25 protein-coding genes and 1 pseudogene are annotated in these 26,571 nt (G+C 66.1%); 14 read left to right on the top strand and 12 right to left on the bottom strand.

All coding sequences use genetic code 11. The features are described from left to right. Positions 1 to 300, bottom strand: a 300-nt coding sequence (locus tag AB4Z27_RS25605; protein WP_441645563.1) for a hypothetical protein, incomplete at its 3' end; no start/stop codon positions are given. Between AB4Z27_RS25605 and AB4Z27_RS25600 the strand changes: the two genes are divergently transcribed. The 3 genes from AB4Z27_RS25600 to AB4Z27_RS25590 are packed head-to-tail and all read left to right on the top strand — an operon-like array spanning position 299 to position 2,259. Then, positions 299 to 1,129, top strand: a complete 831-nt coding sequence (locus AB4Z27_RS25600) for a DUF2092 domain-containing protein (protein ID WP_441645562.1) — start codon at positions 299 to 301, stop codon at positions 1,127 to 1,129. The genes AB4Z27_RS25605 and AB4Z27_RS25600 overlap by 2 nt on opposite strands. Positions 1,130 to 1,141: 12 nt before the next feature. Further along, positions 1,142 to 1,687, top strand: coding sequence for a hypothetical protein (locus tag AB4Z27_RS25595; RefSeq protein WP_441645561.1), 546 nt, complete (start codon positions 1,142 to 1,144; stop codon positions 1,685 to 1,687). Positions 1,688 to 1,692: 5 nt separating this feature from the next. Next, entirely contained in the window at positions 1,693 to 2,259 is a 567-nt protein-coding gene (locus AB4Z27_RS25590; protein ID WP_441592744.1) for a hypothetical protein, read from the top strand. Here AB4Z27_RS25590 and AB4Z27_RS25585 read toward each other — a convergent pair. Then, positions 2,256 to 3,089 carry a MipA/OmpV family protein gene (locus AB4Z27_RS25585; protein WP_441592743.1) on the bottom strand — a complete coding sequence of 278 codons (834 nt, stop codon included), beginning with the start codon at positions 3,087 to 3,089 and terminating at the stop codon, positions 2,256 to 2,258. The genes AB4Z27_RS25590 and AB4Z27_RS25585 overlap by 4 nt on opposite strands. 270 nt (positions 3,090 to 3,359) lie before the next feature. Between AB4Z27_RS25585 and AB4Z27_RS25580 the strand changes: the two genes are divergently transcribed. The 6 genes from AB4Z27_RS25580 to AB4Z27_RS25555 all read left to right on the top strand — a co-directional run bounded on the left by AB4Z27_RS25580 (position 3,360) and on the right by AB4Z27_RS25555 (position 9,907). Next, a complete protein-coding gene (locus AB4Z27_RS25580; protein ID WP_441645560.1) occupies positions 3,360 to 4,520 on the top strand; it encodes a BamA/TamA family outer membrane protein in 1,161 nt (386 codons plus the stop codon). Between the two features lie 100 nt (positions 4,521 to 4,620). Then, entirely contained in the window at positions 4,621 to 5,610 is a 990-nt protein-coding gene (locus AB4Z27_RS25575; RefSeq protein ID WP_441645559.1) for a Bug family tripartite tricarboxylate transporter substrate binding protein, read from the top strand. 345 nt (positions 5,611 to 5,955) lie between these two features. Continuing rightward, positions 5,956 to 6,414, top strand: a complete 459-nt coding sequence (locus AB4Z27_RS25570; RefSeq protein WP_369823423.1) for a tetratricopeptide repeat protein — start codon at positions 5,956 to 5,958, stop codon at positions 6,412 to 6,414. A gap of 48 nt (positions 6,415 to 6,462) precedes the next feature. Continuing rightward, positions 6,463 to 7,293 (top strand): hypothetical protein, encoded by an 831-nt coding sequence (locus tag AB4Z27_RS25565; RefSeq protein WP_092294889.1) that lies wholly within the window; start codon positions 6,463 to 6,465, stop codon positions 7,291 to 7,293. A gap of 248 nt (positions 7,294 to 7,541) precedes the next feature. Beyond that, entirely contained in the window at positions 7,542 to 8,540 is a 999-nt protein-coding gene (locus AB4Z27_RS25560; RefSeq protein WP_441645558.1) for a Bug family tripartite tricarboxylate transporter substrate binding protein, read from the top strand. Next, on the top strand, positions 8,537 to 9,907 hold the full coding sequence (locus AB4Z27_RS25555; RefSeq protein ID WP_441645557.1) for an MmgE/PrpD family protein: 1,371 nt from the start codon (positions 8,537 to 8,539) through the stop codon (positions 9,905 to 9,907). Before AB4Z27_RS25560 ends, AB4Z27_RS25555 begins: the two co-directional genes overlap by 4 nt. Positions 9,908 to 9,986: 79 nt before the next feature. On the opposite strand, the gene purB is transcribed toward AB4Z27_RS25555, so the two are convergent. From purB to AB4Z27_RS25525, 6 genes are all read right to left on the bottom strand, one after another. Next, positions 9,987 to 11,336: an adenylosuccinate lyase gene (gene purB, locus AB4Z27_RS25550; protein WP_441645556.1), complete on the bottom strand. Its 1,350-nt coding sequence runs from the start codon at positions 11,334 to 11,336 to the stop codon at positions 9,987 to 9,989. Between the two features lie 38 nt (positions 11,337 to 11,374). After that, on the bottom strand, positions 11,375 to 11,722 hold the full coding sequence (locus AB4Z27_RS25545; protein ID WP_092295109.1) for a carboxymuconolactone decarboxylase family protein: 348 nt from the start codon (positions 11,720 to 11,722) through the stop codon (positions 11,375 to 11,377). A 61-nt stretch (positions 11,723 to 11,783) separates the two neighbouring features. Then, a complete protein-coding gene (locus tag AB4Z27_RS25540) occupies positions 11,784 to 12,773 on the bottom strand; it encodes a tripartite tricarboxylate transporter substrate binding protein (RefSeq protein ID WP_441592738.1) in 990 nt (329 codons plus the stop codon). A gap of 21 nt (positions 12,774 to 12,794) precedes the next feature. Then, positions 12,795 to 13,529, bottom strand: a complete 735-nt coding sequence (locus tag AB4Z27_RS25535) for an enoyl-CoA hydratase/isomerase family protein (RefSeq protein ID WP_441645555.1) — start codon at positions 13,527 to 13,529, stop codon at positions 12,795 to 12,797. Further along, positions 13,526 to 14,113: a cysteine dioxygenase gene (locus tag AB4Z27_RS25530; RefSeq protein ID WP_092294901.1), complete on the bottom strand. Its 588-nt coding sequence runs from the start codon at positions 14,111 to 14,113 to the stop codon at positions 13,526 to 13,528. Before AB4Z27_RS25530 ends, AB4Z27_RS25535 begins: the two co-directional genes overlap by 4 nt. A gap of 5 nt (positions 14,114 to 14,118) precedes the next feature. Next, the gene (locus AB4Z27_RS25525) at positions 14,119 to 15,291 is read right to left on the bottom strand and encodes a CaiB/BaiF CoA transferase family protein (protein ID WP_092294903.1); all 1,173 of its coding nucleotides are present in this window, start codon (positions 15,289 to 15,291) and stop codon (positions 14,119 to 14,121) included. A 137-nt stretch (positions 15,292 to 15,428) separates the two neighbouring features. Between AB4Z27_RS25525 and AB4Z27_RS25520 the strand changes: the two genes are divergently transcribed. Further along, positions 15,429 to 16,220 carry an IclR family transcriptional regulator gene (locus AB4Z27_RS25520; RefSeq protein WP_177219919.1) on the top strand — a complete coding sequence of 264 codons (792 nt, stop codon included), beginning with the start codon at positions 15,429 to 15,431 and terminating at the stop codon, positions 16,218 to 16,220. A 174-nt stretch (positions 16,221 to 16,394) separates the two neighbouring features. On the opposite strand, the pseudogene AB4Z27_RS25515 reads toward AB4Z27_RS25520, so the two are convergent. Next, positions 16,395 to 16,700, bottom strand: a pseudogene (locus AB4Z27_RS25515) (DUF4148 domain-containing protein); the annotation flags it as partial. A gap of 226 nt (positions 16,701 to 16,926) precedes the next feature. Between AB4Z27_RS25515 and AB4Z27_RS25510 the strand changes: the two are divergent. After that, a complete protein-coding gene (locus AB4Z27_RS25510; protein ID WP_441645565.1) occupies positions 16,927 to 17,739 on the top strand; it encodes a class I SAM-dependent methyltransferase in 813 nt (270 codons plus the stop codon). A 15-nt stretch (positions 17,740 to 17,754) separates the two neighbouring features. Here AB4Z27_RS25510 and AB4Z27_RS25505 read toward each other — a convergent pair whose 3' ends face one another. Further along, the gene (locus AB4Z27_RS25505) at positions 17,755 to 18,396 is read right to left on the bottom strand and encodes a DUF1109 domain-containing protein (RefSeq protein ID WP_092294911.1); all 642 of its coding nucleotides are present in this window, start codon (positions 18,394 to 18,396) and stop codon (positions 17,755 to 17,757) included. Further along, entirely contained in the window at positions 18,393 to 18,965 is a 573-nt protein-coding gene (locus tag AB4Z27_RS25500) for a sigma-70 family RNA polymerase sigma factor (RefSeq protein ID WP_092294913.1), read from the bottom strand. The genes AB4Z27_RS25505 and AB4Z27_RS25500 overlap by 4 nt, the downstream gene beginning before the upstream one ends. Positions 18,966 to 19,217: 252 nt before the next feature. Between AB4Z27_RS25500 and AB4Z27_RS25495 the strand changes: the two genes are divergently transcribed. The 3 genes from AB4Z27_RS25495 (at position 19,218) to AB4Z27_RS25485 (ending at position 21,024) form a co-directional block, all read left to right on the top strand. Beyond that, positions 19,218 to 19,520 carry a pentapeptide MXKDX repeat protein gene (locus AB4Z27_RS25495; protein ID WP_441592736.1) on the top strand — a complete coding sequence of 101 codons (303 nt, stop codon included), beginning with the start codon at positions 19,218 to 19,220 and terminating at the stop codon, positions 19,518 to 19,520. A gap of 77 nt (positions 19,521 to 19,597) precedes the next feature. Further along, on the top strand, positions 19,598 to 20,224 hold the full coding sequence (locus tag AB4Z27_RS25490; protein WP_092295111.1) for a cytochrome b/b6 domain-containing protein: 627 nt from the start codon (positions 19,598 to 19,600) through the stop codon (positions 20,222 to 20,224). Positions 20,225 to 20,247: 23 nt separating this feature from the next. Then, positions 20,248 to 21,024, top strand: coding sequence for a molybdopterin-dependent oxidoreductase (locus AB4Z27_RS25485; RefSeq protein ID WP_441645554.1), 777 nt, complete (start codon positions 20,248 to 20,250; stop codon positions 21,022 to 21,024). 10 nt (positions 21,025 to 21,034) lie between these two features. Here AB4Z27_RS25485 and AB4Z27_RS25480 read toward each other — a convergent pair whose 3' ends face one another. Further along, a complete protein-coding gene (locus AB4Z27_RS25480; protein WP_441645553.1) occupies positions 21,035 to 26,530 on the bottom strand; it encodes a trifunctional serine/threonine-protein kinase/ATP-binding protein/sensor histidine kinase in 5,496 nt (1,831 codons plus the stop codon). Positions 26,531 to 26,571: the final 41 nt, after the last annotated feature.

The raw sequence follows: 26,571 nt of genomic DNA, 5'->3' as shown, positions 1-26,571 counted from the left end.
CCGTGCCCGACCATCCACTATGGCGCGGAACTGGAAGTCAATGCGATAGCCGTGGCCTAGACGGCGCCGCAGCGCCCCATCAGCAAATGGTGCTCCGCTTAGGAGCTTTTCTGGCCATCCTGTTTTCCGGGATGGCTTTTTTTTGCATTTTTCCCGCTGGTGGGCGGCATGCGTCACAGCGCAACACTTTTCATGCCGATTATCGATAGTTGTTAATTCGATGAAAGAAAAATTGACTTCCGTAAGACCGCGAAGTGGAGAAGGATCAGGCACGAAACCAGATTTCAGGGAGCCTGCCATGAGACGCATTGCGGTATCGAGCCTGCTTGCCGTTTCGCTCTGGGGCTGTAGCCACGCGCCATCGACGCCTCCGGCGGCTCCTGCGCCCCCCAGCGCTTCCAAATCGAACGCGGCGCCGCCCCCGGCCCCGGCTGCGTCTTCGTCCGCGCCCCCAGCGGCCAATGCCGTGGACCCGGCTGTGGTGCAGGCGCTGCAGAAGATGGGCGCCTATCTCCAGACGCTGCGGACGTTCGAGGCGCAGGTGGACCTCTCCGGCGAGCGGGTGCTCCAGGACGGCCAGAAGCTGCTCCACATGGCCACGGCCAAGGTGGACGTGCAACGCCCGAACATGCTGCGCGCCGAGATGCGCAGTGCACGGTCCGCGCGCGACCTGATCTACGACGGCAAGACGGTCGTGCTCTACCTGCCCGAGCAGAAGTACTACTCGAAGGCGCCGTTCACGGAGAACCTGGACGCGCTGGGGAACCGGCTGCAGGAGCGGTACGGCATCGAGCTGCCGGTGGCGGACCTGTTCCTCTGGGGCACGCCCCAGGCGCCGCTCGACAACATGACCTCGGCGATGAATGCCGGCCAGGACGTGGTGGAGGGCGAGGTTTGCGACCACTATGCCTTCCGCCAGGGCAATGTCGACTGGCAGATCTGGATCGCCACCGGCGCGCGGCCCCTGCCGCGCAAGCTGGTCATCACCAATCGGGCCGATGAGGCACGCCCGCAATCGGTCTCGCTGATCCGGTGGCGCATCAATCCGGGCTTCAAKGMATCCCGCTTCGCSTTCACGCCGCCCCAGGGTGCCACCGAGGCGAAGTTCGTTCCGCTGAAGTCTCAGTAAAGGAGCTGCATCATGCATCACGCTATTGGGAAGGGCTTCTTGCTGTCGATGGCCGTGATCTTCCTCGCCGCAGCCACGGCGTGGGCCCCTCTGGCGGACGCGCGTCCCGGAGGTGGAGGCGGGCACGCAGGTGGAGGCGGGCACGCGGGCGGCGGCAATCGTGCCGCGGCGGCGCCGGCGCGGGGCGGCGGTGGCGCGCAGCACGTCAACAACCAGAACGTGGATGCGCGCGCGAACAACGTGCGCAGCAACAGTGTCAACAGCGTCAATGCCAACCGCGACGTGAACGTCAATTCGAACCGCAACGTAAACGTGAACGTGGAAGGGGGCGGCGGGTGCTGCCACAACGGCTGGGACAATGACTACCACCCCGTGGCGACGGCCGCCGCCGTGACCGCCACGGTGGCCGTGACCTCCGCCGTGATTGGCTCCATGGTTCGCACCGTGCCGCCCGGCTGCGCGCCGGTCAACTATGGCGGCATGGTGTACCAGCAGTGCGGCACCACGTGGTATCAGCCGCAAGGCACGCAATACGTGGTTGTGAATCCACCTTACTGACGGGCATGCGAATTTCCCTTTTTGACCGCCGGCTGGCTGCCGGCCTGATCCTGATCGCCCCGCTGCTGCCTGCCCATGCCGAAGACTCCGCGGAGCTGGCAAAGAAACTCAGCAATCCGGTGGCCGCCCTGATCAGCGTGCCGCTGCAATTCAACTACGACCGGGGCATCGGCCCCGTGCATGACGGCGAGCGGCTGACGATGAACATCCAGCCGGTGGTGCCGATCACGCTCAACGCGGACTGGAACGTGATCTCGCGCACCATCCTGCCCGTGACGCACCAATCGTCCCTCACCCCCGGTTCCGGCACACAGACCGGCCTTGGCGATACGCTGCAAAGCCTGTTCTTTTCGCCGAGGCAGCCTACGGCAGCAGGGCTGGAAGCAGTCGCAATGGAGCGTGCCGATTCACGCGGGCATCAGCAAGCTCGTCAAGTTCAAGGATCGGCCGGTCAGCTTCGCCTTGTTCGCCACGTACTGGGCCGAGGGGCCGGTCAGCGGCCCGCACGGCTGGGGCGGGCGCGCGGTGGTGACCTTCCTGTTTCCCAAGTGATGAAAGGCGGTGCGGCCTAGCGCCAGGCGTAGGCGATGCCGGCGCCGTAGGTCACCTGGTTGCGCGTGCCGCGCTGCGTGACGATCGGGCTGTCGGCGGCGCTGCCGGTGATGCGCTGGTAATAGATCATCGCGCCCGCGTACCAGTGCTGGTCGATCCGATAGATCGCCCCGAGCCAGCCCGTGCCCTGCTGCAGGCCGCCGCCGGGCGTGTAGACGGGCAGGCCGCTGGCAGCGCTGTCTTCCGCAGTCACGCCGAAGTAGGTCCGGTTGAAACTGCCGCTCACCCACGTCAGGCCCACACCGAGCCCGAGCATCATCCGCGTGTGCACGGGCACCCAGAAGGTGCCCGTCGCCGACACGCGGGCCCCGCCATACACGATCCCCGCATTCGTCAGCACATTGATCCCCCCGCGCAGCCGGTACGGAATGCTGCCGGGATGGATGTACTCGTAGCTGATGAAGCCGCCGGCTTCCCCGGTGGTGTCGATCTCGTGGATTTTGGAGACGACAGCGTCATCCACATCGTTCCGTCCCAGGCGAAGGGAGACGGCCGGGCCGTACTGGAAGCCCGTCAGGCTGCCGAAGTTGAACTGGGCGTAGGGGCCATACCATTCCAGCAGCCGGCCGCTTTCCGTGGTGTAGCGCAGGCCCGGCAGCACCCCGATCATGCGTTCGTTGCCGCCGGCGTACTCGGTGGTGGAGCCCACGCCAACCCCAAACATGTTCGGGATGGTGCTCGGCAGGTCGAACGGAGAGGCCGTCGCCGTGGTGGCGGCGCCGGTCATCAGCAGCATGCCGAGGATGCGGCCCAGCGCAGGCGTCCGGCGGCGGGAGCGGCGCGCGCTCATCGTGGGGGTCTCCTTGCGGCGAACCCGCGCAGGCACACGCGGGGGCTGACAATTCGCGGATTGTGCGACGGCCCGCCCGGCAAGGGAATTCAGTCTTTTCGGGCGGCGCGTTAAGTGAATTCGAGTCCTCCCCGGGACATCGCAAAAAAACACGCAGGGCGGCTTCGAAAGGATTCACTTGGATGCATCCGGTGGCTCCACCAAGATGCAGTATCTCGGGGTTCCATCATGCATGTCCGTTACCTCCGCCGCTTGTGTGTGTCGATATGTGTGTCGATTGGCCTGGCAGGCGCCGCCATGCCCGGGCGGGCGGACGAGCCGGTGGAAGTGGTGGAAGCGGTGGGCGCGCCGGCCAGCAAGGAAGAAAAGCAGGGCTGGATCGACCGGATCCTCACCAAGCTCGGCGCATCGGACGCCGTGGACGTGAGCCAGGGCATCGACTGGGGCGTGCTGCCGGGGCCGTTCTACAACCCGGAAATGGGCTTCGGCATCGGCGCGGCGGCCATCGGCCTCTACAAGCCGGGCAACGCCGCAGAGGAGACGCAGCTATCCACGCTGTCGATCCGCGGCTTCGGCACCGTGAAGGGCGCCTACGGCATCTCGATCGAGAACAACACGTTCTTTGCCGACGACAGCTACCGCTTTCTCATCGAGGCGGATCTCATCAACATGCCCACCGCCTACTGGGGCATCGGCTACGGCAGTGCCATCGACAACGCCAACAAGGAAGCCTTCACGCGCAAGGAGGTGGTACTGCAGCCCAAGATCATGATGCGGGTGCGTCCCAACATCTACGTGGGGGCGGGATGGAGCTTGCAGTACGACGATGCGGTGAAGCTGGAGCGCGGCGCCGACAGCAAGCTGGCGACCGACCCGCATGGCCCCCGCGTGCTCAGTTCCGGGGTCAGCGCGCATTTCTCGTACGACACGCGGGACTTCATCCCCAATCCCTACCGGGGCGAATCGCTGCTGGCMAACGTCACCGTCTACCGCCGCGAACTCGGCAGCGACACCGATATGGAGAACGTGGAACTCACGTTCAACAAGTACTTCCGCATGCGCGAGCGCGATGTGCTGGCCTTCGACGCCTACGCCAACATGAACTGGGGCGACGTGCCCTGGGACATGATGGCTACCCTCGGCAACAACAAGCGGATGCGCGGCTACTTCTCGGGCCAGTTCCGGGACAAGGTGATGGCGGGGGTGCAGGCCGAATACCGCTGGCACATCGCGGGGCGGCAGGGCATGGTGTTCTGGCTCGGCACCGGGGCGGTCAGCCCCAATGTGGGGGCGCTGTTCCGGGGGCACTGGCTGCCGAATGGCGGCATYGGCTACCGCTTCGAGTTCAAGCCGCGGGTCAATGTTCGCTTCGATGCCGGCGTGGGGCGCAACACGAAAGGCGTGTATTTCCAGATCAATGAGGCGTTCTGATCTTCACAAAAATGGACCTTCACAAAAATGTCACATTAACGTCACAATAGCGCTTCGGTCCGCCGCCGTGTAGAGCGGGGCCGCCTCCGGAGACAAGACGATGACGTTGTTCGCTGCCCGCCGTGCCCGGCAAGCCCTGGCCGTATTGGCCCTTACCCCGCTGGCCTTCGCGGCCGGCGTTGCCCACGCCGCCTGGCCCGAGAAGCCGATCCGGATGGTGGTGGGATTTCCGCCTGGCGGTCCGGTGGACACGCACGCGCGCATTCTGTCGGAGAAGCTCCAGCCCTTGCTGGGCCAGTCCGTGGTGCTGGACTACAAGGCCGGCGCGGCCGGCAATATCGGTTCGGACAGCGTGGCCAAGGCGGCGCCGGACGGCTATACGCTGTTGATCGCCAATACGGGCCAGATGTCGATCAACAATTCGCTGTATCCCAAGCTGCCGTACAGCATGCCGAAGGACTTCGCGCCCGTGGCGCGCACCGCGCTGATCCCGCTGGTCATGGTGATCAACAACAACGTGCCGGCACGGAATCTCAAGGAATTCATCGCCTATGCCAAGGCGAACCCGGGCAAGCTCAACTTCGCTTCGGGCGGTAACGGCGGGATCTCGCACCTGATGCCGGAGATGTTCAAGCAGGCATCGGGCACCTTCATCGTTCACATCCCSTACAAGGGCAGTGCGCCAGCGCTGACGGACGTCATGGGCGGGCAGGCCCAGATGATGGCCGATTCGATTCCGCTCTTCACCCAGTACATCARGGCAGGCAAGGTCCGCGCGCTGGCGGTGACGTCCGGCAAGCGCTCGCCGGCGCTGCCCGATGTGCCGACGATGGAGGAGTCCGGCCTGAAGGGCTTCGAGGTGGTGGGCTTCTATGGGGTGCTGGCGCCGGCGGGTACGCCGAAGGAGATCGTCGACAAGCTGTCGGGCGCGCTGCGCACCGTGCTGGCCGACCCGGATACCAAGGCCAAGCTGGAAGCGCAGGGCGCCGAGCCGGCGTGGCAATCGCCGGAAGCGTTCGCGGCGACCATCATCAAAGAGCAACAGCGGTGGGGCCAGACGGTGAAGGTATCGGGCGCGAAGATCGACTGATCCGGGGCGGCGGGAGGCCCTGCCTCCTGCCTTTTCCCGGGTTTACCCTGACAAGAACGTGTCCGCGACGCAACAAAAGCACTGATTCGCATTACGATGTGTTGCAATCCCCACATGCAATGCCGTTACAATCTACACGTTTACTTACAAAGCTAAGTATTCGAGGTATTGCAAAAAAAATAAATATGTTCGGGGTGGGTTGCTATGCGTTTTTCAGTTCCTTTGTTGTTCGTGACAGTTTTGGGCTTGGCGGGCTGCGCCGCGCAGTCGGCAGAAGGGCAGCTGTCGCGCTCGCCCACGGTACGCGTGTGCAACGGCAATGCCTGCACCGAACAAGACCGACGCGTGAGCACATTCCGGGACGCGCCCGTCGATGCCGAGGCCGAGCGCCGCATGCAGGCCCTGACCGAAGTGGCGGAGCGCAATCCGAACGCGGCCTATGACCTGGGCCTGCGCCTCCTGCGCGGCGACGGCGTCGAGCGCAACAGCTATCAAGCTCTCGAGTGGATGCGCAAGGCCGGCGACAACGGCCACGTGCAGGCCCAGCTCGCGCTTGGGCGAATCTATCTGATGGGCTTCGAGGAAATGGGATCGGACCCGGCGGAAGCCGAGGCCTGGCTGACGCGYGCTGCCTCCAAGGGCAACAAGGAAGCCCGCGAYCTGATTCCGCAAGCYCAGGCCGCCAAGAAGGACGAACAGAGTCTGTATCAGGTGCGTGAGGCGTATCGCAAGTCTTGGTACGCGTGGTACAGCGGCTACCCGTATTACTGGGTCTGGGGCCCTTCCGGCTGGCATCTGCGCTAAGCCGTCCCACCCTTCCTCTTTCCATCACTTCCAATAACAGGCGATTTCATGCCCAAGAAGACTTCTTTGCGCCTGGCCGCACTGGCCGCGTCCCTGGTTCTGGCTGGCTGTGCCGTCCCGGGCGGCGGCGGTAGCATCTCCACTGGCACGGCACCGACGGCCGCCACCGGCGCCGCGGGCGGCGCAAGCAGCGTGAATGCCAATCCGTCGCTGGAGCGCTGCGACGCGCCCCTGGGCACGCTCGCCGTGGACGATGGCCGTGGCAAGGAGTGGTACGCAAGCTTCGGCGCCACCACCAAGATCACGACCATCGAGCCGCTGATCCGCCTGGCCGTGCAGCARTCGAACTGCTTCGTGATCACGTCCGTTGGCAATAACCGCACCGAAAGCAAGCTGTCGTCGATCACCGACAAGCAGCGCAATTCGGGCGAGTTCCGGGCCGGTTCGAAGCAGCAGAAGGGCCAGCGCGTGGCCGCCGACTTCTACATGGAGCCGGCCATCATCATCGATAACGACGCCACGGGCCAGTTGGCTGCCGGCGTGGGCAGCCTGTTCGGCGCCGCCGGCGCACTGGTTGGCGGTGCGATGCAAAGCAAGGCATCGGTCGTGACGCTGACCATGTTCGACATCCGCTCGGGCGTGCAGCTCTCCATCTCCGAAGGCAACGCCACGGCCACCAACTTCGGCGCCGCACTGGGCGCCTTTGGCGGCGGCGCGGCCGGCGGGCTTGGCGGTTTCTCCCGCACGCCGGAAGGCAAGGCCACGGTTGCAGCGTTCATGGACGCCTACAACAACATGGTGGTCTCGCTGCGCAACTACAAGGCGCAGGAAGTGAAGGGCGGCCTGGGCCGCGGCGGCCGACTCAAGGTYGGCTCGTAATCGCCTTCGTAATACCTCCGGCCGCCGTGCAACGCGGTGGCTGAYCGGCGGGGRTGACGGGCACTAGCCCGTCGCACCCCTGCCGCGTGTGTCGCCTTCGCGCAAGGCGACACGAATCCCCCTGCCGTACCTCCCCAAGCCGCGTCGTTCCGAATCGTGGAACATCCATGCGCTTTGCAGGGGCTCGTCCAGAATCGTTGCAGGCTTGCCGTCAGCGGCAGCCGGCATAACGACTGGAGGAGACAACGATGACTTTGCATAGGGAAAGCGCGGCCACACGCGCATGGCGTGGCGTGCATTGGCTGCTGTGCATGATGGTATGCATCACGGCAACTGCTGTGCACGCGGAGTACCCGGATCGGCCGATCAAGCTCGTGGTGGGCTTCCCGCCGGGCGGCGGTGGCGACCTGTACGGCCGGCTCATCGCGGATCAGCTCTCGCGCAAGCTTGGCCAGCCCGTGGTCGTCGAGAACAAGGGTGGCGCCGGCGGCATGATGGCGGCCGAGCAGGTGGCGCGCAGCAAGCCTGACGGCTACACGCTGCTGATGGGCATGAGCAGCAACATGTCGCTGGCGGCGGCGATCCGGGGCAGCGAACTGCCCTACAAGGTACCCGAGGACTTTGTCGCCATCGGCATGCTGGTCCAGGCGCCGCATGGCCTGTTCGCCGCCGCGGATCGCTACAAGAACGCCTCCGCYGCGTTCGCCGAAKCCAAGGTGCGGCAGATCAGCTACGGGTCGTCCGGGCCCGGCAGCGTGGGCTATGTGACCATGGAGATGGTCAAGGCGAAGGCCGGCGTCGAGATCGCGCCGATTCCCTACCGTGGCTCCGGYCCCGCCATCACGGACCTGCTGGGCGGGCATACCGACCTGTTCTTCGCCACCGCGCCGCCGATCATGGGGCAGGTCAAGTCCGGCAAGCTCAAGCTGCTGGCGTTGACGGGCGAGCAGCGCACCCCGGCATTTCCCGATGTGCCGACCTTCCGCGAACTGGGCATCGATGTGACRGTGACGCAGTGGTACGGCCTSGTGGCGCCCGCCGGCACGCCGGATGCGATCGTGCAGCGCCTGTCCAAGGCCGTGTCGGAAGGGCTGCGCAATGCCGAACTGCAACGCGTGGTGCGGCAGGATGGTGCCCGTGAAGTCGACATGCCGACCAGCAAGTTCCGCCAGTACATTGTCGATGACATCGCCCGCTACCGCGCCGGCATCAGCGACAAGCTGCTGAAGACGATGGAGGTGAAATGAACGCGCCACATCCTCCATTGCATCCCGTGGGCCTGCCGCAAGGGCTGACGCGGGAACTGGTGGCACACAGCCTGTCCGTGGCATCGGGCGGGCTGCCGACTGACGTGGGGCGTATCGCCCGTCACAGCCTGCTCGACTGGTTCGCCGTGGCGCATGCCGCGTGGCGGGAGGCACCGGTCCAGATCCTGCTGGCCGAAGTGCGGGAGGAGGGCGCCAACCCATGCGCCACCTTGCTCGACGGCTCGCGCGGCAGCGCGGTGCAGGCCGCGCTGGTGAACGGCACGGCGTCCCATGTGCTCGATTTCGACGATGCGCACCTGCAGTCCCGCGTCCATCCGTCGGTGCCGCTGTGGCCGGCGATTCTTGCGCAGGCCGAAGGGGGCCGGCATCACGGTATCGCGGTGCTGGCGGCCTTTGCCACAGGCGTCGAGTTGCAGAGCCGCGTGGCGTCTTGCATGGGCGAAGATCACTACCGGCTGGGCTGGCACAACACCGCCACGCTCGGCGCACTGGGCGCCACGGTGGCTGTGGCCTCACTGCTCGRACTCGATGTCGACCGCACCGCGCATGCGCTGGGTATCGCCGCCACGCAGGCGGGCGGCATGCGCGCGCTGTTCGGCACAATGTGCAAGCCGTTGCACGCCGGGCAGGCTGCCGCGATTGGCCTGCGCGCCGCCCGGCTGGCGGCGCGAGGCTTCCAGGCAGTGCCAGACATCCTTGAGCGCGAGCAGGGCTTCGCGGCGTTGTACGCCGGCGCGTGGGATGCCGACGCAATCTGGTGCGATGCCACCACCTCGCGCGTGCACGGCATCGTCTACAAGTACCACGCGTCCTGCTACGGCACGCAGGCGCCGATCGAGGCCTGCCTGCAATTGCGCCAGCAGCTCGGTGCTGCAGCAGCCGAGATCGGGACGGTGGAGATCGCCATCGAGCCGCAGTATCTGGATGTGTGTTGTATCGCCAATCCCAGCACGCCATCGGAGGCCAAGTTCAGCATCGCCCATATGGCCGCGCTGGCGTTGGCCGGCCACAGCACCGTTGCGGCGGAAAGCTTCACCGCCGCGCTGGACGACCCTGCGCTGGCCGCGCTGCGCCAACGCATTCGTGTGCATGGCGAAGCCGCGATGCCGCGCGCGAACGCCCGGGCGACCGTGACGCTGGAAAACGGCCGCATGCATGCCTGCCATAGCGATGCGAGCCGTCCCGAGACCGATCTCGACCGGCAGGAAGCGCGCATCGCCAGCAAGGCGCGCACGCTGCTGGTGCCGGGGCTGGGCGCCGAGCGCACGGAAGCGTTGATCGCCACGGTCCTGTCCTGCGAGAGCCTTGCCGACGCCGCCGACTGCTTTATCCACTTCCGCCAGTAATCCCTATCCACAAACCGCCGCAATGCAAAGCGGGTGCCGGAAAAATCCCGGCACCCGCTTCTTGCTTGCGCAGCGCGTGTCAGCGCGCTTGCTGCCCCACCACCCGATCCACAAAGAACCCCGCCATGCCGGTATAGCCGTGCGGGTCGAGCATCTTGTCGATGGTTTGCGCATYGATGCCGGCCGCCACCTTCGGATTCGCCAGCAGCGCCTCGCGGAAGTCACCGCCGCGCTCGAACACGTCCATRCAGACCTCGTAGACGATCTCGTGTGCCTCCTGGCGCCCCAGTCGGTCGCTSAGSCCCATCATGACGGCCTCGGACATCAGCAGGCCGCGCTGGATGAACAGGTTCTTCTCCATATTGGCCGGGCGCACAGTCAGGYTGGCACACACGTAGCCGAGCTTCAACGCTGCCGCATCGCTCATGCAGCACAGGCGCGAGATGAACTCGCGTTCCGTCTGCAGCACGATCTTGTCGCGCTCGTGCTCGGCCATGATCGACTCCAGCGCCATCGGCGCGGTATTGCGCACCAGACGGGCCAGCGCCACCACGGTTTCGCAGGTCGGCGGATTGCGCTTGTGCGGCATGGTGCTGCTGCCCACCTTGCCCATCGCGAACGGTTCTTCCAGCTCGGCCGTCTCGGTCTTTTGCAGGCTGTACACCTCATGCGCGATCTTGCCGATGGTGCCGGTGCAGATCGCCAGCACGCAGGCCAGCTCGGCGATGCTATCCCGCGAGACATGCCAGTGGATGCGCGGGCAGCCCAGGCCCAGCTCCTCGAACAGCGCCTCCTGCACCGCGATGCCCTTGTCGCCCAGTGCCGCCAGCGTGCCGACCGCGCCGGAGAACTGCCCCACCAGCACACGCTGCTTCATGGCCGCGAAGCGCTCCTGRTTCCGGCGCATCTCCTCGACCCAGACGGCAGCCTTGAAGCCGAACGTGATGGGCAGCGCCTGCTGGCCATGGCTGCGTGCCACCATGGTCAGGTCGCGGTGCGTCTGCGCCAGCTTCACCAGATGGCCCTCCAGCTCCGCGTAGCGGGTGCCGATGACCTCCAGCGCATCGCGCACCTGCAGCATGGTGCCGGTGTCGATGATGTCCTGCGTGGTGGCGCCCCAGTGGATGTACTCGGCCGCGTCGCCGCTGCACACCTTCTTCATGGCGCGCAGCAGCGGCACGATCGGGTGGCTGGTACGGTCCATCTCGCGCTTCAGGTCGGGCAGGTCGATCAGCTCGACCCGCGCCTTCGCGCAGATTTCGTCGGCGGCGCGCTGGGGAATGATCCCCAGGCGCGCCTGCACCTTGGCCAGCGCGGCTTCCACATCGAGCCACCGCTGCACCGTGGTTTCATCACTGAAAATCTCGCGCATCTGCGCGGTACTGAACTGGTCCCGGAACAGGGCGCTGTCGATGACGTATGCGGCCATGTTTGTCTCCTCCTTATTGGTGCGCGCGATYCGCCGGATCAGGCGGCTTCCTTGAGCTGGCTGACGGCTTCCATCGCGCGCAGCGAATACACATAGGCCGCGCCGGCATTGAGGGCGATGGCGGTACCAAGGGCATCGCTGATCTCCGCCTCCGTGGCACCGGCCTTGACCGCCGCTGCGGCGTGAGACGAGATACAGCCGTCGCAGCGCGTGGTCACGGCCACGGCCAGCGCAATCAGCTCGCGCGTCTTGGCGTCGAGCGCGCCGTTCGATCCTTGCGCTGCTGCCAGGTTCCGATAGGCTTCCAGCATCTTCGGGTTGGAATTGCCGAGACGGTTGTAAGAACGCTTCAGCGTGTTGAGCAGATCGGGCCAGTTCATGAACATCGACATGCGGAATCTCCTTGGATGATGTCGGGGGGTGGGGAAAATCGGGGGGTTACTGAACCTACTGAACCTTCACGTTGCCGGCTTTCACAACCTTGTGCCAGCGGGCGATGTCATCGGCCAGGAAGCGCTTGAAGTAGTCGGGCGACTCCATCATGGTTTCSGCGCCCTCGCTCCGCATGCGTTCGCGGAACGCCGGATCGGACACGGCCTTGTTGATGGCCGCATTGAGCCGATTGATGATCGGCGCCGGCGTGCCGGCCGGGGCCAGTACCCCGTACCACGCGGCCATGGTCATATGCGGCATGCCCGCCTCGACCATGGTGGGCACATCGGGCATCAACGGCGAGCGGCTGGCGCTGGTGATGGCCAGCACGCGCATGCGGTTATTGGACTTCACCGCCATGACCGACGGGATATTGATAAACGTGTACTGGACCTCGCCGCTCAGGATGGCGACGATGGACGGCGCGGAGCCTTTGTACGGCACGTGGCTGGCCTTGATGCCGGTCTCTTGCCGGAACAGCTCGCCGCCAAGATGCTGCGAACTGCCGGCGCCCGACGACGAGAAGTTCACGCCATCGTCATTCTTCTTCTTGGCGTAGGCCACGAACTCGCTGACCGAACTTACCCCGAGCGATGCGGGCACCACCATCAGGTTGGGGCTCTGTCCAAACACCGCGACCGGCGCGAAGCTCTTGATCGGGTCATAGTCGAGCTTGTTGTACAGGCTGATGTTGACGGCCAGCGCGCTGGAACTGAGGAACAGGGTGTAGCCGTCCGCCGGYTGCCGGGCSACATAGCTTGCCGCGATGTTCTGTCCCGCGCCCGGCTTGTTCTCGACAACGACGGGCTGCCCCAGCGCGATACCAATCTGCTGGCCGATCAGGCGCGCCATGATGTCCGTGCCGCCGCCGGGGGCGTAGCCCACCACAAGATGGATCGGCTTGGACGGATAGGGCCCCTCGCCCTGCGCGTGGGCGCCCGTGGCGGCCATCCCCGCCATGGCGACGGCCACGGCCGTTGCAAACCGCTGGATCTTCCCGTTCATCGTCTGTCTCCTTTGTCTTTGTTATCGTGCCTGCCGTGCCTCGGCTTGCCGGTTCACATAGGCTGTCAGCCGCTGCTGCAAGCCGGCGCATGCCGCCGAACGCACGAGCGCGGCAAGGTCGCGCGCGTCGTCGAGTTCGGCATTGCCATCGAGGGCACCGGCGAGCGGGCCGTCTAACGCGTTTGCAACCGGCGCCGTGAACGTAGCCGGGGCCGCTTCCACGCGTGCCGTGGCAAGGCCGGCGGCAAGCGCCTCGGTATCAGCGATGACGCACGCGCGCTCGATCCAGTCCCGCGCGCGATCCGTACCGATGCGCGCGGCCAGCCGCCGGCTGCCAAGCACGAGCCCGAAGCCGCGCCAGCCTGGGAAGGCGAAGCTCGCCCCCGCTACTGCGATGCGTACCGCGCAGGCAGCAAACAGGTCGGCGCCGGCGCCCATGGTGCGGCCGTGGGCGACGGCAATCGTGGGATACGGGGCACGTGCTACGCGCTGGAGCAGCAGTTCGATCCGTGTGAAGCGCGCCAGCAGGCTGTCACCGGTTTCGTCAGCCAACCCGGAGAGATCGAAGCCGGTGCAGAAATGGCGTCCCGCGCCGTCGATCACAAGACAGGCCGGCGGGCGGGCCGCGCAGTCGTCCAGCGCCGCATCGAGTGCATCGAGCAGGTCGCGGGACAAGGCGTTGCCCTGCTGCGGCCGGTTCAGTGTCAGCCGGCATACGTTGTCGTCCCAGCGGAGCAGCAGCGGCGCTTCCCTCATGCGGACGCCTTTTCCACGTTGGCGTAACCGGAGATGAAGGTCTTCATCGCGCCGGTAGCCGCATCGAACACATGCCGGGACTGCTTGCCGATATCGGTGCCGTACACATGGATGCTGATGGACACCTGGTCGTCATAGGCATTGCGCACCACGTGGATGTCGCCGATTGCAGGGGAGACGAAGGCCACGTCGCCCGGATCGAGCCGTTCGGCCTCGCCGGTCTCGACCATGCCGGCCGCGCCCTGCGCGTACGCCTGTCCCACTTCGGCACCGCGCAGCATGCCGATCGCGCCCCAGGTGCAGTGGTCGTGGATCGGCGTCTTCTGGCCCGGCCCCCACACGAAGCTCACCACGCTGTAGCGGTCCTCCGGGTCAGCGTGGAGCAGGTACTGGCGGTAGTACTCGGGATGCGGCACGGCGAATTGCGGGTCCAGCCAGTTGTCCTGCGCCACGAGGTCGCCCAGCGCCTGGCCGACTTGTTCGAGCGTGGCCGCCTCGGGCTGGCTGGTGTCCGCGACGATGGCGTCCATCCGGGCGATGAAGCGCCGCAGTGGCTGGGTGTCTGCTGTGGATGTGTTCTGCATGGTGTTTACCCCTGTTTGTCTTGCGGGTTGCCAATCGTGCGGCGGACTTCCTCCGAATGCTGGCCCAGCGCGGGCGGCGCGCTGCGCACCGGCACCGCATGGCCGTCGATGCGAATCGGCGAGGAGAACGTGCGCGTCTGGGTGCCGCCCGGCAGTTCGATATCGCGAATCCAGCGCATGTGGTCGACCTGCGGGTCTTCCAGTGCGCGCGCATAGTCGTTGATGCGCGAATGCGGCACGCCGGCGCTGCGGAAGACATCGATCCAGTGGTCGACGCCTTGCTGCACGAAGACCTCTTCCAGCAGCGCTTTCAGCGCCACCTGATGGCGGGCGCGCAGCGTGGGCGACAGGAAGCGCGGGTCGTCCGCCAGCGGCTCCATCTGCACCGCGCGCAGCACATCGCGCCACAGGCCATCGTTGCCGGCGGCAATGGCGAAGTAGCCATCGGCGGCGCGAAAGGCCTGGTAGGGCGCATTGCGGGGATGGGCGGAGCCGAGCTTGACGGGGCTGCGGCCCGTGCCGAAGTATTCGCTGGTTTGCAGTGCACCAATCGCCAGCGTGCAGCCGAACATCGGTACATCCAGATGCGCGCCGCGCCCGCGCGCCCTGGCCTGGAGCAGCGCGCTGGCGATCGTGAAGGCGCCGTACAGGCCCGAGGCGAAATCGGAGACCGGCACGCCGCATTTGACTGGGGCATCGGAATCGCCTGTGACGCTCATCACGCCTGCAGCCGCCTGGATCGTCAGGTCGAAGCCGCCCTCGGCGGCGCGCGGGCCTGACTGGCCGAAGGCGGAGATCGAGCAGTAGACGAGTTCGGGGCGCAGCGCACTCAGTCGCGCGTAGCCCAGCCCGAGCCGATCCATCACGCCCGGCCGGTTGTTCTCGATGATCACGTCGGCTTTGGCGCACAGGGCGAGCGCGACGTCGAGATCGGCGGGAAGCTTGAGGTCCAGGACCACGGAGCGCTTGTTTCGGTTCAGCGATGCGAAGTTCTCGCTGAAGCCGGCGCTAATCGGCGGCCAGGTGCGCAGCGTGTCGCCGCCGGGCGGCTCGATCTTGATCACATCGGCGCCCATATCGGCCAGCAACATGGCGCAAAATGGGCCGGCGGCCACGGAGCAGAACTCCAGCACGCGGATGCCGCGCAGCGGCAGGTCTTCGGTTTGGACGTCGGTCATGGATGGGTGTCGTGGGTCGTCATGGCTGGGGTGCATGACGTCAGGACCGAGTCTAGAACCGTTCCTCATTCCGGCACGGGTGTTCTACACTTTGGAACAGTTGCCCGGGCTCCACCGGGCGTCAGATGCTCGGTGCCATGAACAACACGCTGATTAAGGGTCTTCACCTACTCGACATCATGGCGCGCCACGGCAAGCCGATCGGCGTGAGCGAGCTCGCCCAGATGGCGAGCATGCCCAAGAGCGGCGCGCATCGGCTGCTGCAGGCACTGGTGGACGAGCACTATGTGGTGCGGGTGCCGCCGTCGGGCTACACGGTGTCGATCAAGCTATGGGAGTTGGGGTCGGCGGCGCTGTGGAGTTTCGACCTGCGCCGTCACGCGGACGCGCTGATGGAAGCGCTGATGCAATCCACCGGGGAGTCGGTCCACCTGTCCGTGCTGGACGGCCGCGAGGTCGTCTACGTGCACAAGGTGGAATGTCCGAACCCGATTCGCGCCTACAGCCAGATTGGTGGCCGCTCGCAGGCGCATTGCGTGGCCACGGGGAAGGCCATGTTGGCGTTCAGAAATCCGCAGTGGCTGGCCGAGATCGCCGATGACCTCAGCGCCGCCACACCCCGCACGATCACGGAGCCCGAGGCCTTTCTGCATGAGATGCAGCAGGTCCGCCGCATGGGGTACGCCATCAATCGGGGCGAATGGCGCCCGGGCGTGAACGGACTGGCCGCGCCCATTTTCGATGGAACAGGCGCGGTCATCGCGGCGGTTGGTATTTCCGGGCCGGACACACGGCTGCGGCCCACGCGTTTGCGCGATTTGGCCGCAGCCGTGTGCGAGGCAGCCGAGCAACTATCGACAGGGCTCGGCGAATTCGGCCCGCATGCCTCGCTGCTGCGCGTGACCAACCACTGGGGTGGGCTGCGCTAGGGCCTGGACATACCTGCATCCTCAGGCGCCATCGTAGAACGCATTGCGGGGGCGATCAATGCGCGGGATTGCCGGCACGGCGGCCATCGTTGCCACCGGCTTCTGCACCGGCGTGGGCGAGGCGGTGGTCGTGCCGGATACGCGTGCCTCGGCGGCCTCGAGCTTGGCGGGATACGTGCTGCCGACGCGGAACGGGTCATAGCCGGCCTTCTCCACCTTCAGAAGATCTTGCCGGACTTCGGCGCGCGTCTCCGGCTGGATGGCCGGCGTGCCTTGCTGCGCAGCCACCTTGGCTTCCGCTGCCTGGATATCGACGGGATAGTTGGCGTCGTTGCCGAACGGGTTGTAGCCGGCCTTCTCTACACGGATGAGGTCGGCGCGCACTTCCGCGCGGGTCACAGGGCCCGGGGTGCTTTGTGCAAAGGCCAGTGCGGGCAACGCGACAAGGGCCAGGCTGGTGAGTCTTACGAGTGTTTTCATGATGTGCTCCTTGCGAACTAACGGGTGGATCCGGATGAATCCACGACGCATCTCAGCGTCTGGCGTCAGCATGCGCGCGTCCGGCCGGCGCGATTTTCGGGTTCGCATGGATTTCTTGCGGGATCACGATGCAGGAAACTGGTGGGCAGTTGCCGCGCAGCGCAATCCACTTCGGGCGTGCGGATGCCTCGGCAAGCGCGCCATAAAGCGCTTTCAAGGGGGAATCATGACGGATTGCGATCAGGTGTTTGCTGGCTCGATCCCGAAGTTCTACGACACGTTCATGGTCCCGTTGATCTTCGAAGCCTATGCCGTCGATCTGGCCGCGCTGATGGCAGCCGCCTCGCCCGGCGCGGTGCTGGAGACGGCGGCCGGCAGTGGCGTGGTCAYGCGGGCGCTTGCGCCCAGGCTGAGCGCTGGCGCGCGCTACGTGGTGACCGATCTCAACCAGCCCATGCTCGACTATGCCGCCAGCCGGCAGGGGCCCGACAGCCGTATCGAATGGAAGCAGGCGGACGCGCTCCACCTGCCGTTCGAGGCCGCGTCGTTCGACGTTGTSTGCTGCCAGTTTGGTGCGATGTTCTTTCCCGAYCGGGTCGCCGGCTATGCCGAGGCRCGTCGCATGTTGCGGCCGGGCGGTCGCTTCATCTTCAATGTCTGGGACCGCATCGAAGAGAACGTCTTTGCCAGCGACGTCACCGACGCCGTAGCCACGGTGTTCCCGCACGATCCACCGAGATTCCTCGCGCGCACGCCGCACGGCTATCACGATGTGGCGCTGATCCGCGACGAGTTGAACCGCGCAGGGTTCGCCCGCGTCCAGATCGAGACACGCGAGAAGACAAGTCGCGCGAACTCGGCACGCGACGTCGCCACCGCCTATTGCCTGGGCACGCCGCTACGGAACGAGATCGAGGCGCGCGACGCCAGCTTGCTGCAACACGCGACGGACCGGGCGACGGAGACGATTGCCAGCCGCCATGGCGACGGCCCGGTGGGCGGGAAAATCCAGGCGCATGTGATCGTGGCGGCAGGGTAGCTGTCGCCTGCCACATCACCAGCGAAGCAGGCGTGGCCCCAGCAGCGCGCCAATCGCGGTTGGCACCAGCATGCCAAGCACGTACCACACCGCCCAGAAGGCGACGCCCATCTCTGGGCAATGCAGGCAGTAGGCGAGCGTTGCCACCGCACCGGACAACAAACCGCCGACGGCGCCGGTCAGGGCCAACCGTGTCGGGGCCAGGCCGCGCAACGCCCAGAATACGGCGATGAACACCGGCACCGACAGCAGCGTGATGTTGAGCGGGCAGACCCGCCACGTCTGCCCCAGGATGGCCGCCGCCCGTTCTCCGGCGGGTGTCTGTGCGACCGCAGTGATCGCGCCCAGCCAGACGGCGCCAAACGGCACGGCGATGCCCAGCCAGCGGAAACCCGTGGTCATTCCGGGCCGTGCCAGCCGGGCTGTCATCCACAGCGCACCCAGCAGCAGCGAGAGCGGCAGCGCTACCTTCGCCCAGAACAGCGGCGTGGCGGCGACGTCGGCCAGATCCGCGCGGACGTGCAGCATCGTGGCCACCAGCAAGGTCGCCAGCGCCGTGCCCACCGCCACGGCGATACCAAAACGGCGGCTGAGCGCGTGCCGGTCCACCGGCGCGGCGCCCGTGGCAAGCATGGAAATCAGGTCGTCCGTTTTCATTTCGTTCCTCGAATCTTCGCCGCGAGCGCCTTCAGCCCGCGATGCACGCCCACCTTTACCGCCGATTCGGACAGGCCGGTCATCCGCGCGGTTTCGCTGACAGACAGTCCCTCCAGCTTGACGTGCACGATCGGCAGGCGTTGCCGGTCGGGCAGCTGGTCGAGCAGGAGGTTCAGATCCCGCCTGGCCTGGGCCGATTCCAGGTCCGGCGTCGCAAGGATGTCCTCCGCGGCATCCAGCGGCATGCTCAGCGCGTCGTGCCGCGCATGGGCGCGAAAGTGGTCCGCAAGCTTGTAGCGGGCGATGGCGTGCACCCAGGCCGTCAGCGGCTGGTCCGGCAGGTAGGTGTGCCGGGCGTTATGCACCGCCAGCAGGACTTCCTGCGTCAGATCCTCGACATCGCCGGCCTGTTGCTGGAGCCGGTGGCGGAAATAGCCGCGCAATAGCGCGGCCAGCTCGGTCAGGAACCGCGCGTAGGCCGCCTGATCCCCTGCCAGCCCGTCCGCAAAAAGTTCGCGCAGGCGCGCCTCCCGCCGCTGCAGCGCTTCCTGTCCTGTAGTTCGCTCCATCGATCGCGTTGGTTACACCGGCCACGTTAGTTTGCGCGAATTCTACGCCGCGCCGGCGGCGATGTGGTGAGCAGCGCACCGTCATTGGGGAGGAATTTTTTTTGCGATGGCTGTAACCGGATGCGCCGCCGGGGCGAATTTCCTTTCAGACGCACACATGCCGTGTGGATCTACCGCCAGCCGTCCCGGCGTGGCGCGAAGTTTCTGATGCCGGGATGCTCCCGGTCCATGTCCAAACTATGAGGTGTGAAGATGAAGAAGATCGCAATCGCCGTGGTTTCCGCCGCCTTCCTGATGAGCGGCACGGCGGCATTCGCCCAGGCCAGCGGGTCGATGGCCAAGGATTCGATGTCGAAGGACAGCATGTCGAAGGACGGCATGCATAAGGACGGCATGCACAAGGACGCCATGTCGAAGGACAGCATGGGCAAGGATGCGATGTCGAAGGACAGCATGTCCAAGGATGGCATGCACAAGGACAAGATGAGCAAGTCGAAGTCGGGGGACAAGATGGGCAAGGATGGCGATGCCATGTCCGGCGGCATGAGCAAGTGATGCCGGGCAAGTGAGCGCGCCCCTGCGCCGCAGGCGGGATGACCGTCCCGCGCGGCGCATGGGTTCTGGAGGCCGAAATGGAAACCACACATGACGCGATGCCGCGCCGCGCTGCGCCACGTGCAATCCAGCCCGTCTGGGTGCGGATATCGCACTGGCTCAATGCCCTGGCAGCGGTGGTGATGATGCTGTCGGGCTGGCGCATCTACAACGCTTCACCAGTCTTCGCCAGCTTCAGCTTTCCGGCCGACATCACCCTCGGCGGCTGGCTGGGTGGCGCGCTGCAATGGCATTTTGCGGCCATGTGGCTGCTGTTCTTCAACGGCCTGTTCTATCTGGCGATGAATGTGATCACAGGCCGGCTYGCCAGGAAGTTCTTTCCACTGGCGCCGCGTGCCGTGCTCCACGATCTGGCCGCCGCGCTGCGCGGCCACCTCTCGCATGCGGATCTCAGTCACTACAACGCCGTGCAGAAGCTCGCGTACCTGTTCGTGATGGCGGTGCTTGTCGTGCTRGTGCTGTCCGGCATCGCGATCTGGAAGCCCGTGCAGTTCCCGCTGCTGCGCGAGTTGATGGGCGGCTATGACTTCGCCCGCGTGGTGCATTTCTGTGCCATGGCGCTGCTTGCCGCCTTCATCGTCGTGCATCTGGTGATGGTGGCGCTGGTGCCGCGCAGCCTGCTGACGATGATTCGCAGGCGCTGACGTCACGAAACTGGAGTAGAGCCGTGAACCCCAAACCTCCCCGACGTCTGGCCGTCGATCGCCAGTCGCTGATCATCGACGTATGTCGAGAACTCGACGCGCCCGCGCGGCGCCTGTTCGGCAAGCGCATCCTCACGCTCGGCGGCCTTGCCATGCTCACGGGATGCAGTCTGCGCGACGAGGCGTCGGTCGAAACCTTCCTGGGTCGCATCTCGCGCATGAACGACAAGGTACAGGCATGGCTGTTCGATCCGAACCGGCTCGCCCCCACCTACACCGCCGTGCAGATCACGCGCCCGTTTCCCTTCAATGCGTTCTACGGCATCGACGAAGTGACCGTGGTGAACGGCGATGACTTCCGGCTCAAGGTGGGGGGGCTGGTGCAGGACAAGCGAAGCTGGACGCTGGATGCCCTCTACGCCTTGCCGCAGGCGGAGCAGATCACCCGGCATATCTGCGTGGAAGGCTGGAGCGCCATCGGGCGCTGGGGCGGCACGCCGTTCGCCGGCTTTCTCCAGCGGATCGGCGCCGATACCACGGCGAAGTACGTGGGATTCAGGTGCGCCGACGACTACTACGAAAGCATCGACATGGCCACCGCGCTACATCCGCAGACCTTGTTGACCTTTACGTACGATGGCGAGCGCCTCCCGCCCAAGTACGGCTTCCCCATGAAACTCCGGATGCCGACCAAGCTGGGCTACAAGAACCCCAAGCACATCATGGAGCTGTTCGTGACGAACACCTACCCGGGTGGCTACTGGGTGGATCAGGGCTACAACTGGTTCGGCGGATCCTGAACGCCGGCTGTCACGGTTCGCCAGCCTGCGTGGGCACCGTGAACTGGATGACGGCGCCGTGCGGCGCGTTCTCGCTGGCCCACAACCGGCCGCCGTGCGCCTCGATGATCGAACGGCAGATGGACAACCCCATGCCTAGCCCCGTGGACTTGGTGGTGTAGAAGGGCGCGAAGATGCTGTCGGGGTTCAGGGAGCCGAAGCCGGGGCCAGAATCCCGCACGGTAACGAGGACGCAGCCATCGGCCGTACAGCGCGTGGCGATCAGCACGTGCCGTTCGCCATCGACACCAAGCATGGCCTCGATCGCGTTGACGATCAGGTTGAGCAGCACCTGCTGCAGCGCCACGCGCTCGCCCTCGATGAGGGGCAAGTCATGTGCGAGCTGCGTCTCCACCCGGGCGCGGCTCTTCCGGGCTTCGCCGCCGGTGAGTTCCACCACCTCGCGGATGGCCGCGTTGATGTCGACCAGTTCCTTGCCGCGCGGCGCCTTCCTGATCAGTTGCCGAATCCGGCCGAGCACGTCCGCCGCGCGATTGGCATCCTTGACGATGCGTGTCAGCGCGAAGCCGACCTCGTCAAGATCGGGGCGCGGCAGGTTCAACCACCGCGTCGCGGCCTGGGCGTTGGTCACGGTCGCGGCAATCGGCTGATTCACTTCATGGGCGATGGAGGCCGCAAGCTGCCCCGTGGTGGCCACGCGGTTGGCGTGCGCCAGTTCCGTCTGCACCTCGCGATAGCGGCGTTCGCCCTCGCGCRCCCTGTCTTCCGCCTGCTTCTGCTCGGTCAGGTCGAGCACAAAGGCGACACCATCCCGCCCGCCCGGTTCGAAGGTCGCCAGGCCCACGATGACTGGTATCCGGCTGCCATCCTTGCGGAGGTATTCCGTCTCCAGCGGCGCGACGCGCCCCGTCTGGATCAACGCCGCTGCGGCGCGATCGGTGTCCTGTTGCCTGTCCGGCGGCGTCAGGTCCCGCCAGCCGATGTGGCCCGAGACAAGATCCGCGCGCGCGTATCCCACCATGCGAAGAAACGCGTCGTTGGCTTCGAGGATGCCCCCATCGGCGCGCCAGACGGCAATGCCGATGATATTGGCCTCCACCAGCCGCCGGATCTTGGCCTCGCGCTCCGCCACATCACGGTACAGGCGCGCATTCTCCAGCGAAATCGCGGCCTGGGAGGCCACCAGCCGCAGCACGGCGATGCGGGACGGGCTGAATACCCGCGCCGCCAGATTGTTCTCGAGGTAGAGCGCGCCGGTGAGCTTCGCCTGGGTCATCAGTGGCACGCACAGGATCGAGCGGGCGCGATGCTGATGGATGTACGGGTCGGCGGCATAGAGCGGCTCGGCGACGGCATCGTCCAGAAAGAGAGGCTCCCGCGTGCGCATCACATGGTTGAGCACGGATGCTGGCAACATCGCCGCGCTGACCGGCACGTTGTGCGGATGCAGGCGGGTCGCGTCGCTCGTGGCTTCCGCCGCCATCCGCTGCTCGCCGCCTTCCGACAGGATCAACAGCCCGCGCTCGGCGCCGGCCTGCTCCAGGGCCGTGCGCAGGATCATGTCGATCAGCTTTTCCAGGACGATCTCACCCGAGGCGGCCTGCGTCACCTTGATCACGGTGGCGAGGTCCAGTTGCTCGACTGACGTGGCCATCGTATTCGTGGCGCCGGGCGTGGAAGCCTCCGACCGCAGGTACGGATGCTGCGCCTCGAGATGCCGGGCCTTCCCATCTGCCCCCCAGCGCAGRTAGCTGTAGCGGGCGTCCCGCAGATACGACCGGGCGATCTTCTGAAAGCCACGCGCCGCGTAGAAGCGGGAGGCGAGTTCGTTCGCCAGCGCTTCGATGTTSACGAAGCCGTCATCCCGTGCCGCGTGGATCGCCTGCTCGTAGCGCAGTTCCGCGTCGATCTCGCGGCCCTCGATGCGGGCGATCTCGGCGCCCACCAGGGCGGCGTGGCTGGCGAAGTTCTGGGGGCAGAGATCGGCCCAGACTTGCAGTTCCCGGTGATGGTCGGCCAGGATGTCCAGATGCGACTGCTGGTCGCCGGCCGGGAGCGCATCGCAGAGGCCCGCCCGGGCCAGCGCGCCATAGAAGTAGTACTCGGCTTCCTCGAGGAACGAGTACGAGGACCAGAGCAGCGCCTTGGCATGGGCGGCGGCATCCATGGCTGCCGCAAGGTCGCCGGCAAAATACCGCGCCTGCAGTTTCCGGATCCAGTACCAGCAGGCGAATACCGGCGACGCGAGCGAAAGGCCCGGTTCGACGAGGCTTTCGCTGAAGTGTTCGCCATCCAGATAGCCGAACGTCGGGGTGATGCCGCGCAGCATGCGGATCAGCGCCAGCTGGTTCTCGCTGAAGCCGATGGCAATCCCGAACCGCACCTGCCGGGCATACGCCACGCCACGTTCCGCTTCGTCCTGTAGTGCGGGCAGCGGCTCGCCGGCGAACAGCAGGTTCGATACCAGGTTGTTGCGCGTGAACGCGCCGGACGGCACATCGCCGACCCGGTGTGCCGCATCGAAGGCACGCTGAAGTTGCTCGCCACACGTGCGCACCGGCTGCGACCAGCGCGCGACAAACACCGAGAACGACAGGTAGGTGCGCGGCTCGTAGCGCTTGAGGCCGCGCCGTTCGGCCAGTTGGCAGCCGAGTTCCCCGAACTGGAATCCCGCCTGGTAGTCCCCGAAAATCCGCCCGGCGACCCGGGCGACATTGGTATAGGCCACGCAAGAGGCATCGGTGTTGCCGTGTTCGAGGCTGAGACTGATCGCCTTGCAGATCGTCAGCCAGGCCAGGTTCCCGTCCTTCCTCGCCGTGTGCAAGGCGGGCGAGGACAGCTTGGCCAGCGCCTGGATCGTGGCGAGGGCGACCGGATCCTCCATCGGCGGGAGATCGATCAGGGTCTCGATCGGCCGGTCCCCGAGCAGCGACCAGATGCGGTCGTATTCGTGGCGTAGCACGCTCTCGTCCGGCTGGGGTGACCATTCGATGCCCACCAGGCGGAGCAGGGCGAGGCAATCCGAGACCGCSCGGTCGCCCTGGCCGAGAATCAGGTACAGATCCATCTGCCAGCAAGCGATGCCCAGACGCTCGACCACGTCCACGGCGCGCTCGGCCAGCGTCATGAAGCGCGCTTCGGCGGCGGCCAGTTGCCCGGTCAGGAATTCGCACTGGGCCCGGTTCGACTCCAGCGCAAACATCAAGTCATAGTGGTCTTGCCAGCCGTTTTCCGGCAACAGGCCGGCGCCGGCGCCGAGATACGTCAGCGCGGAGGCATAGGCGGTGGACGCCTTGGCGCGCTGGCCCGCCAGCAGGTTGAATTCGGCCARCTGCTCGCGCTCGGCCGCGTCCGTGATCAGCGCAGTGCCGCGATTGAGCTGGCCCACGATTTCGAAGATCGCCTCGTCGCGTTGCGCCGGCAGGGTCCGGGCGGCCAGCAGCCGGCCGATCCGCAAGTGCGCCTCGGCGCGCGAGGCCTCGGGGATCAGCGTGTAGGCGGCTTCGTGCACGCGGTCGTGCACGAACGCATAGGTGGTCTCTTGCCGGATGACCAGCTCCTGACGAATCGCCTCCCACAGCGTCGTGTGGACCTGCGCCTCGGGCATGCCCAGCACCGCTGCAAGCGTCGTGATCTCGGCGACGTTGCCGAGGCAGGAGAGCTGCTGCAACGCCTGCTGCGTCGGCAGCGGCAGCTTGGCCAGCTTGCCGACCAACAGATCGACGACGTTATCGGTGTAGCCCTTGGCGTGGATGCGCGCCGGATCCCAGCGCCATTGCCGCGTGGCATGGTCCGGGGTGAGCAGGTCTTCGTCGACCAGCGCGTGCAGGAACCGGATCACGAAGAACGGATTGCCGGCGGTCTTGTCGTGCACCAGTTGCGCCAGGGGCTCGATCCGTGCCGGCTCGCCATGCAGCGCCTCCGCGAGCAACTGCCGGATATGCGCGCTGGCGAGCGGCGCCAACTGGATGTCATCGACCCGCGCCCCCGCATTGCGGATGGCCTGCAGCTTGCCAGTAAGCGGATGGGCGGCGCCGACCTCGTTGTCGCGGTACGCACCCACCAGCAGCAGGTGGCGCATGTCCGCGTGGGTCAGCAGGTCTTCCATCAGGTCCAGCGTGGCTGCGTCCAGCCACTGCAGATCGTCAAGAAACAATGCGAGCGGATGTTCCGGGCGGGCGAATGCCCCGATGAAGGCGCGGAATACGAGCAGGAAGCGGCGTTGCGCCTGCTGCGGCTCAAGCTCGGGCACCGGAGGCGGCTCGCCGATGATGAGCTTCAACTCGGGAATCAGGTCCGTCATCAGCCCCGCGTTGGGCCCCAGCGCTTCCAGCAGGGCGCTGCGCCAACGCTCCAGCTCCGCGTCGGACTTGCCGAGCAGCATCCGCACCAGACCCTGGAAGGCCTGCACCAGCGTGGAATACGGGATGTCGCGCTTGTACTGGTCGAACTTGCCAGACGCGAACAACCCGCGCGGCGGCACCAGCACCCGGTGCAATTCGCTGACCACCGAGGACTTGCCGATGCCGGAATAACCCGACACCAGCACCAGTTCCGGCGTGCCGGTCTCGACCACCCGGGTGAAGGCGTCGACCAGGGTGCTGACTTCGCACTCGCGTCCGTAGAGCTTCTCGGGAATCAGCAGGCGGTCGTGCGTGCCGTGCGCGTCGAGCGGGAAGTCSTCGATGCGGCGCTGGCGCTCCCAGTCTTCCAGGCATTGGCGAAGGTCATGCTCAAGCCCGACAGCGGTCTCGTAGCGCTCCTCGGCCATCTTGGCGAGCAGCTTCATGACGATGCGTGAAATCGTCGCCGGCACGGTTTCCTGCCGCGCGCGCGGCGACACTGGCATCTTGGCRATGTGGCAGTGCACCCACTCCATCGGATCCGTGGCCGTGAACGGCAGCGCGCCGGTCAGCATCTGGTAGAGCGTGACGCCGAATGCGTAGAGGTCGCTGCGGGAATCGATCGACCGGTTCATCCGCCCGGTCTGCTCGGGCGCCATGTAGGCCAGCGTGCCGGCGATGGTTTCGGGCGGTTTGGGCGCCTGACGTTCGCGCGGCAGGCGCGAGGCCAGGCCGAAGCCGGTAAGCCGTGCTTGCCCGTCGGCGCAGTTCACGACGATGTGGGTCGGCTTGAGATCCTTGTGGAGTAGCCCGCGCTGGTGGAGCCCGCAGAGCGCGGTGGCGATGCTCACCGCGTGGCGCAGGAACGCCCCGATCTCCATCGGCGCGCCCAGCAGGCGGGAGAGCGGCTCGCCGCCCGGGTCCTCGAGCATCAGCGCAGTCCGGCCGGCCTCTCGCACCAGTTCCAGCGGCCGAATCGCCCAGGCGCTGTCCAGTTCGTCCTTCAGGCGGTATTCGTGGGCCAGGCGGTCCAGACTGGCCGGCAACGGCTGTTCCGCAGCGGGCCGCGCCAGCAGAAAATCGCCGGCGGCCTCGTCCGGGCGCCGTCCCCGGTAGAAGACACGCTCGCCGTCGTCCCACAAGATCTGCAGTCCGTTATGCATTACCCCGAAGCATCCTGTAGGCCTYCCCTGCGGACGCAGGT

It is taken from the genome of Cupriavidus sp. KB_39, assembly GCF_052114485.1.
GTDB lineage: Bacteria > Pseudomonadota > Gammaproteobacteria > Burkholderiales > Burkholderiaceae > Cupriavidus.
This window is presented reverse-complemented; position numbering and strand designations above follow the sequence as displayed.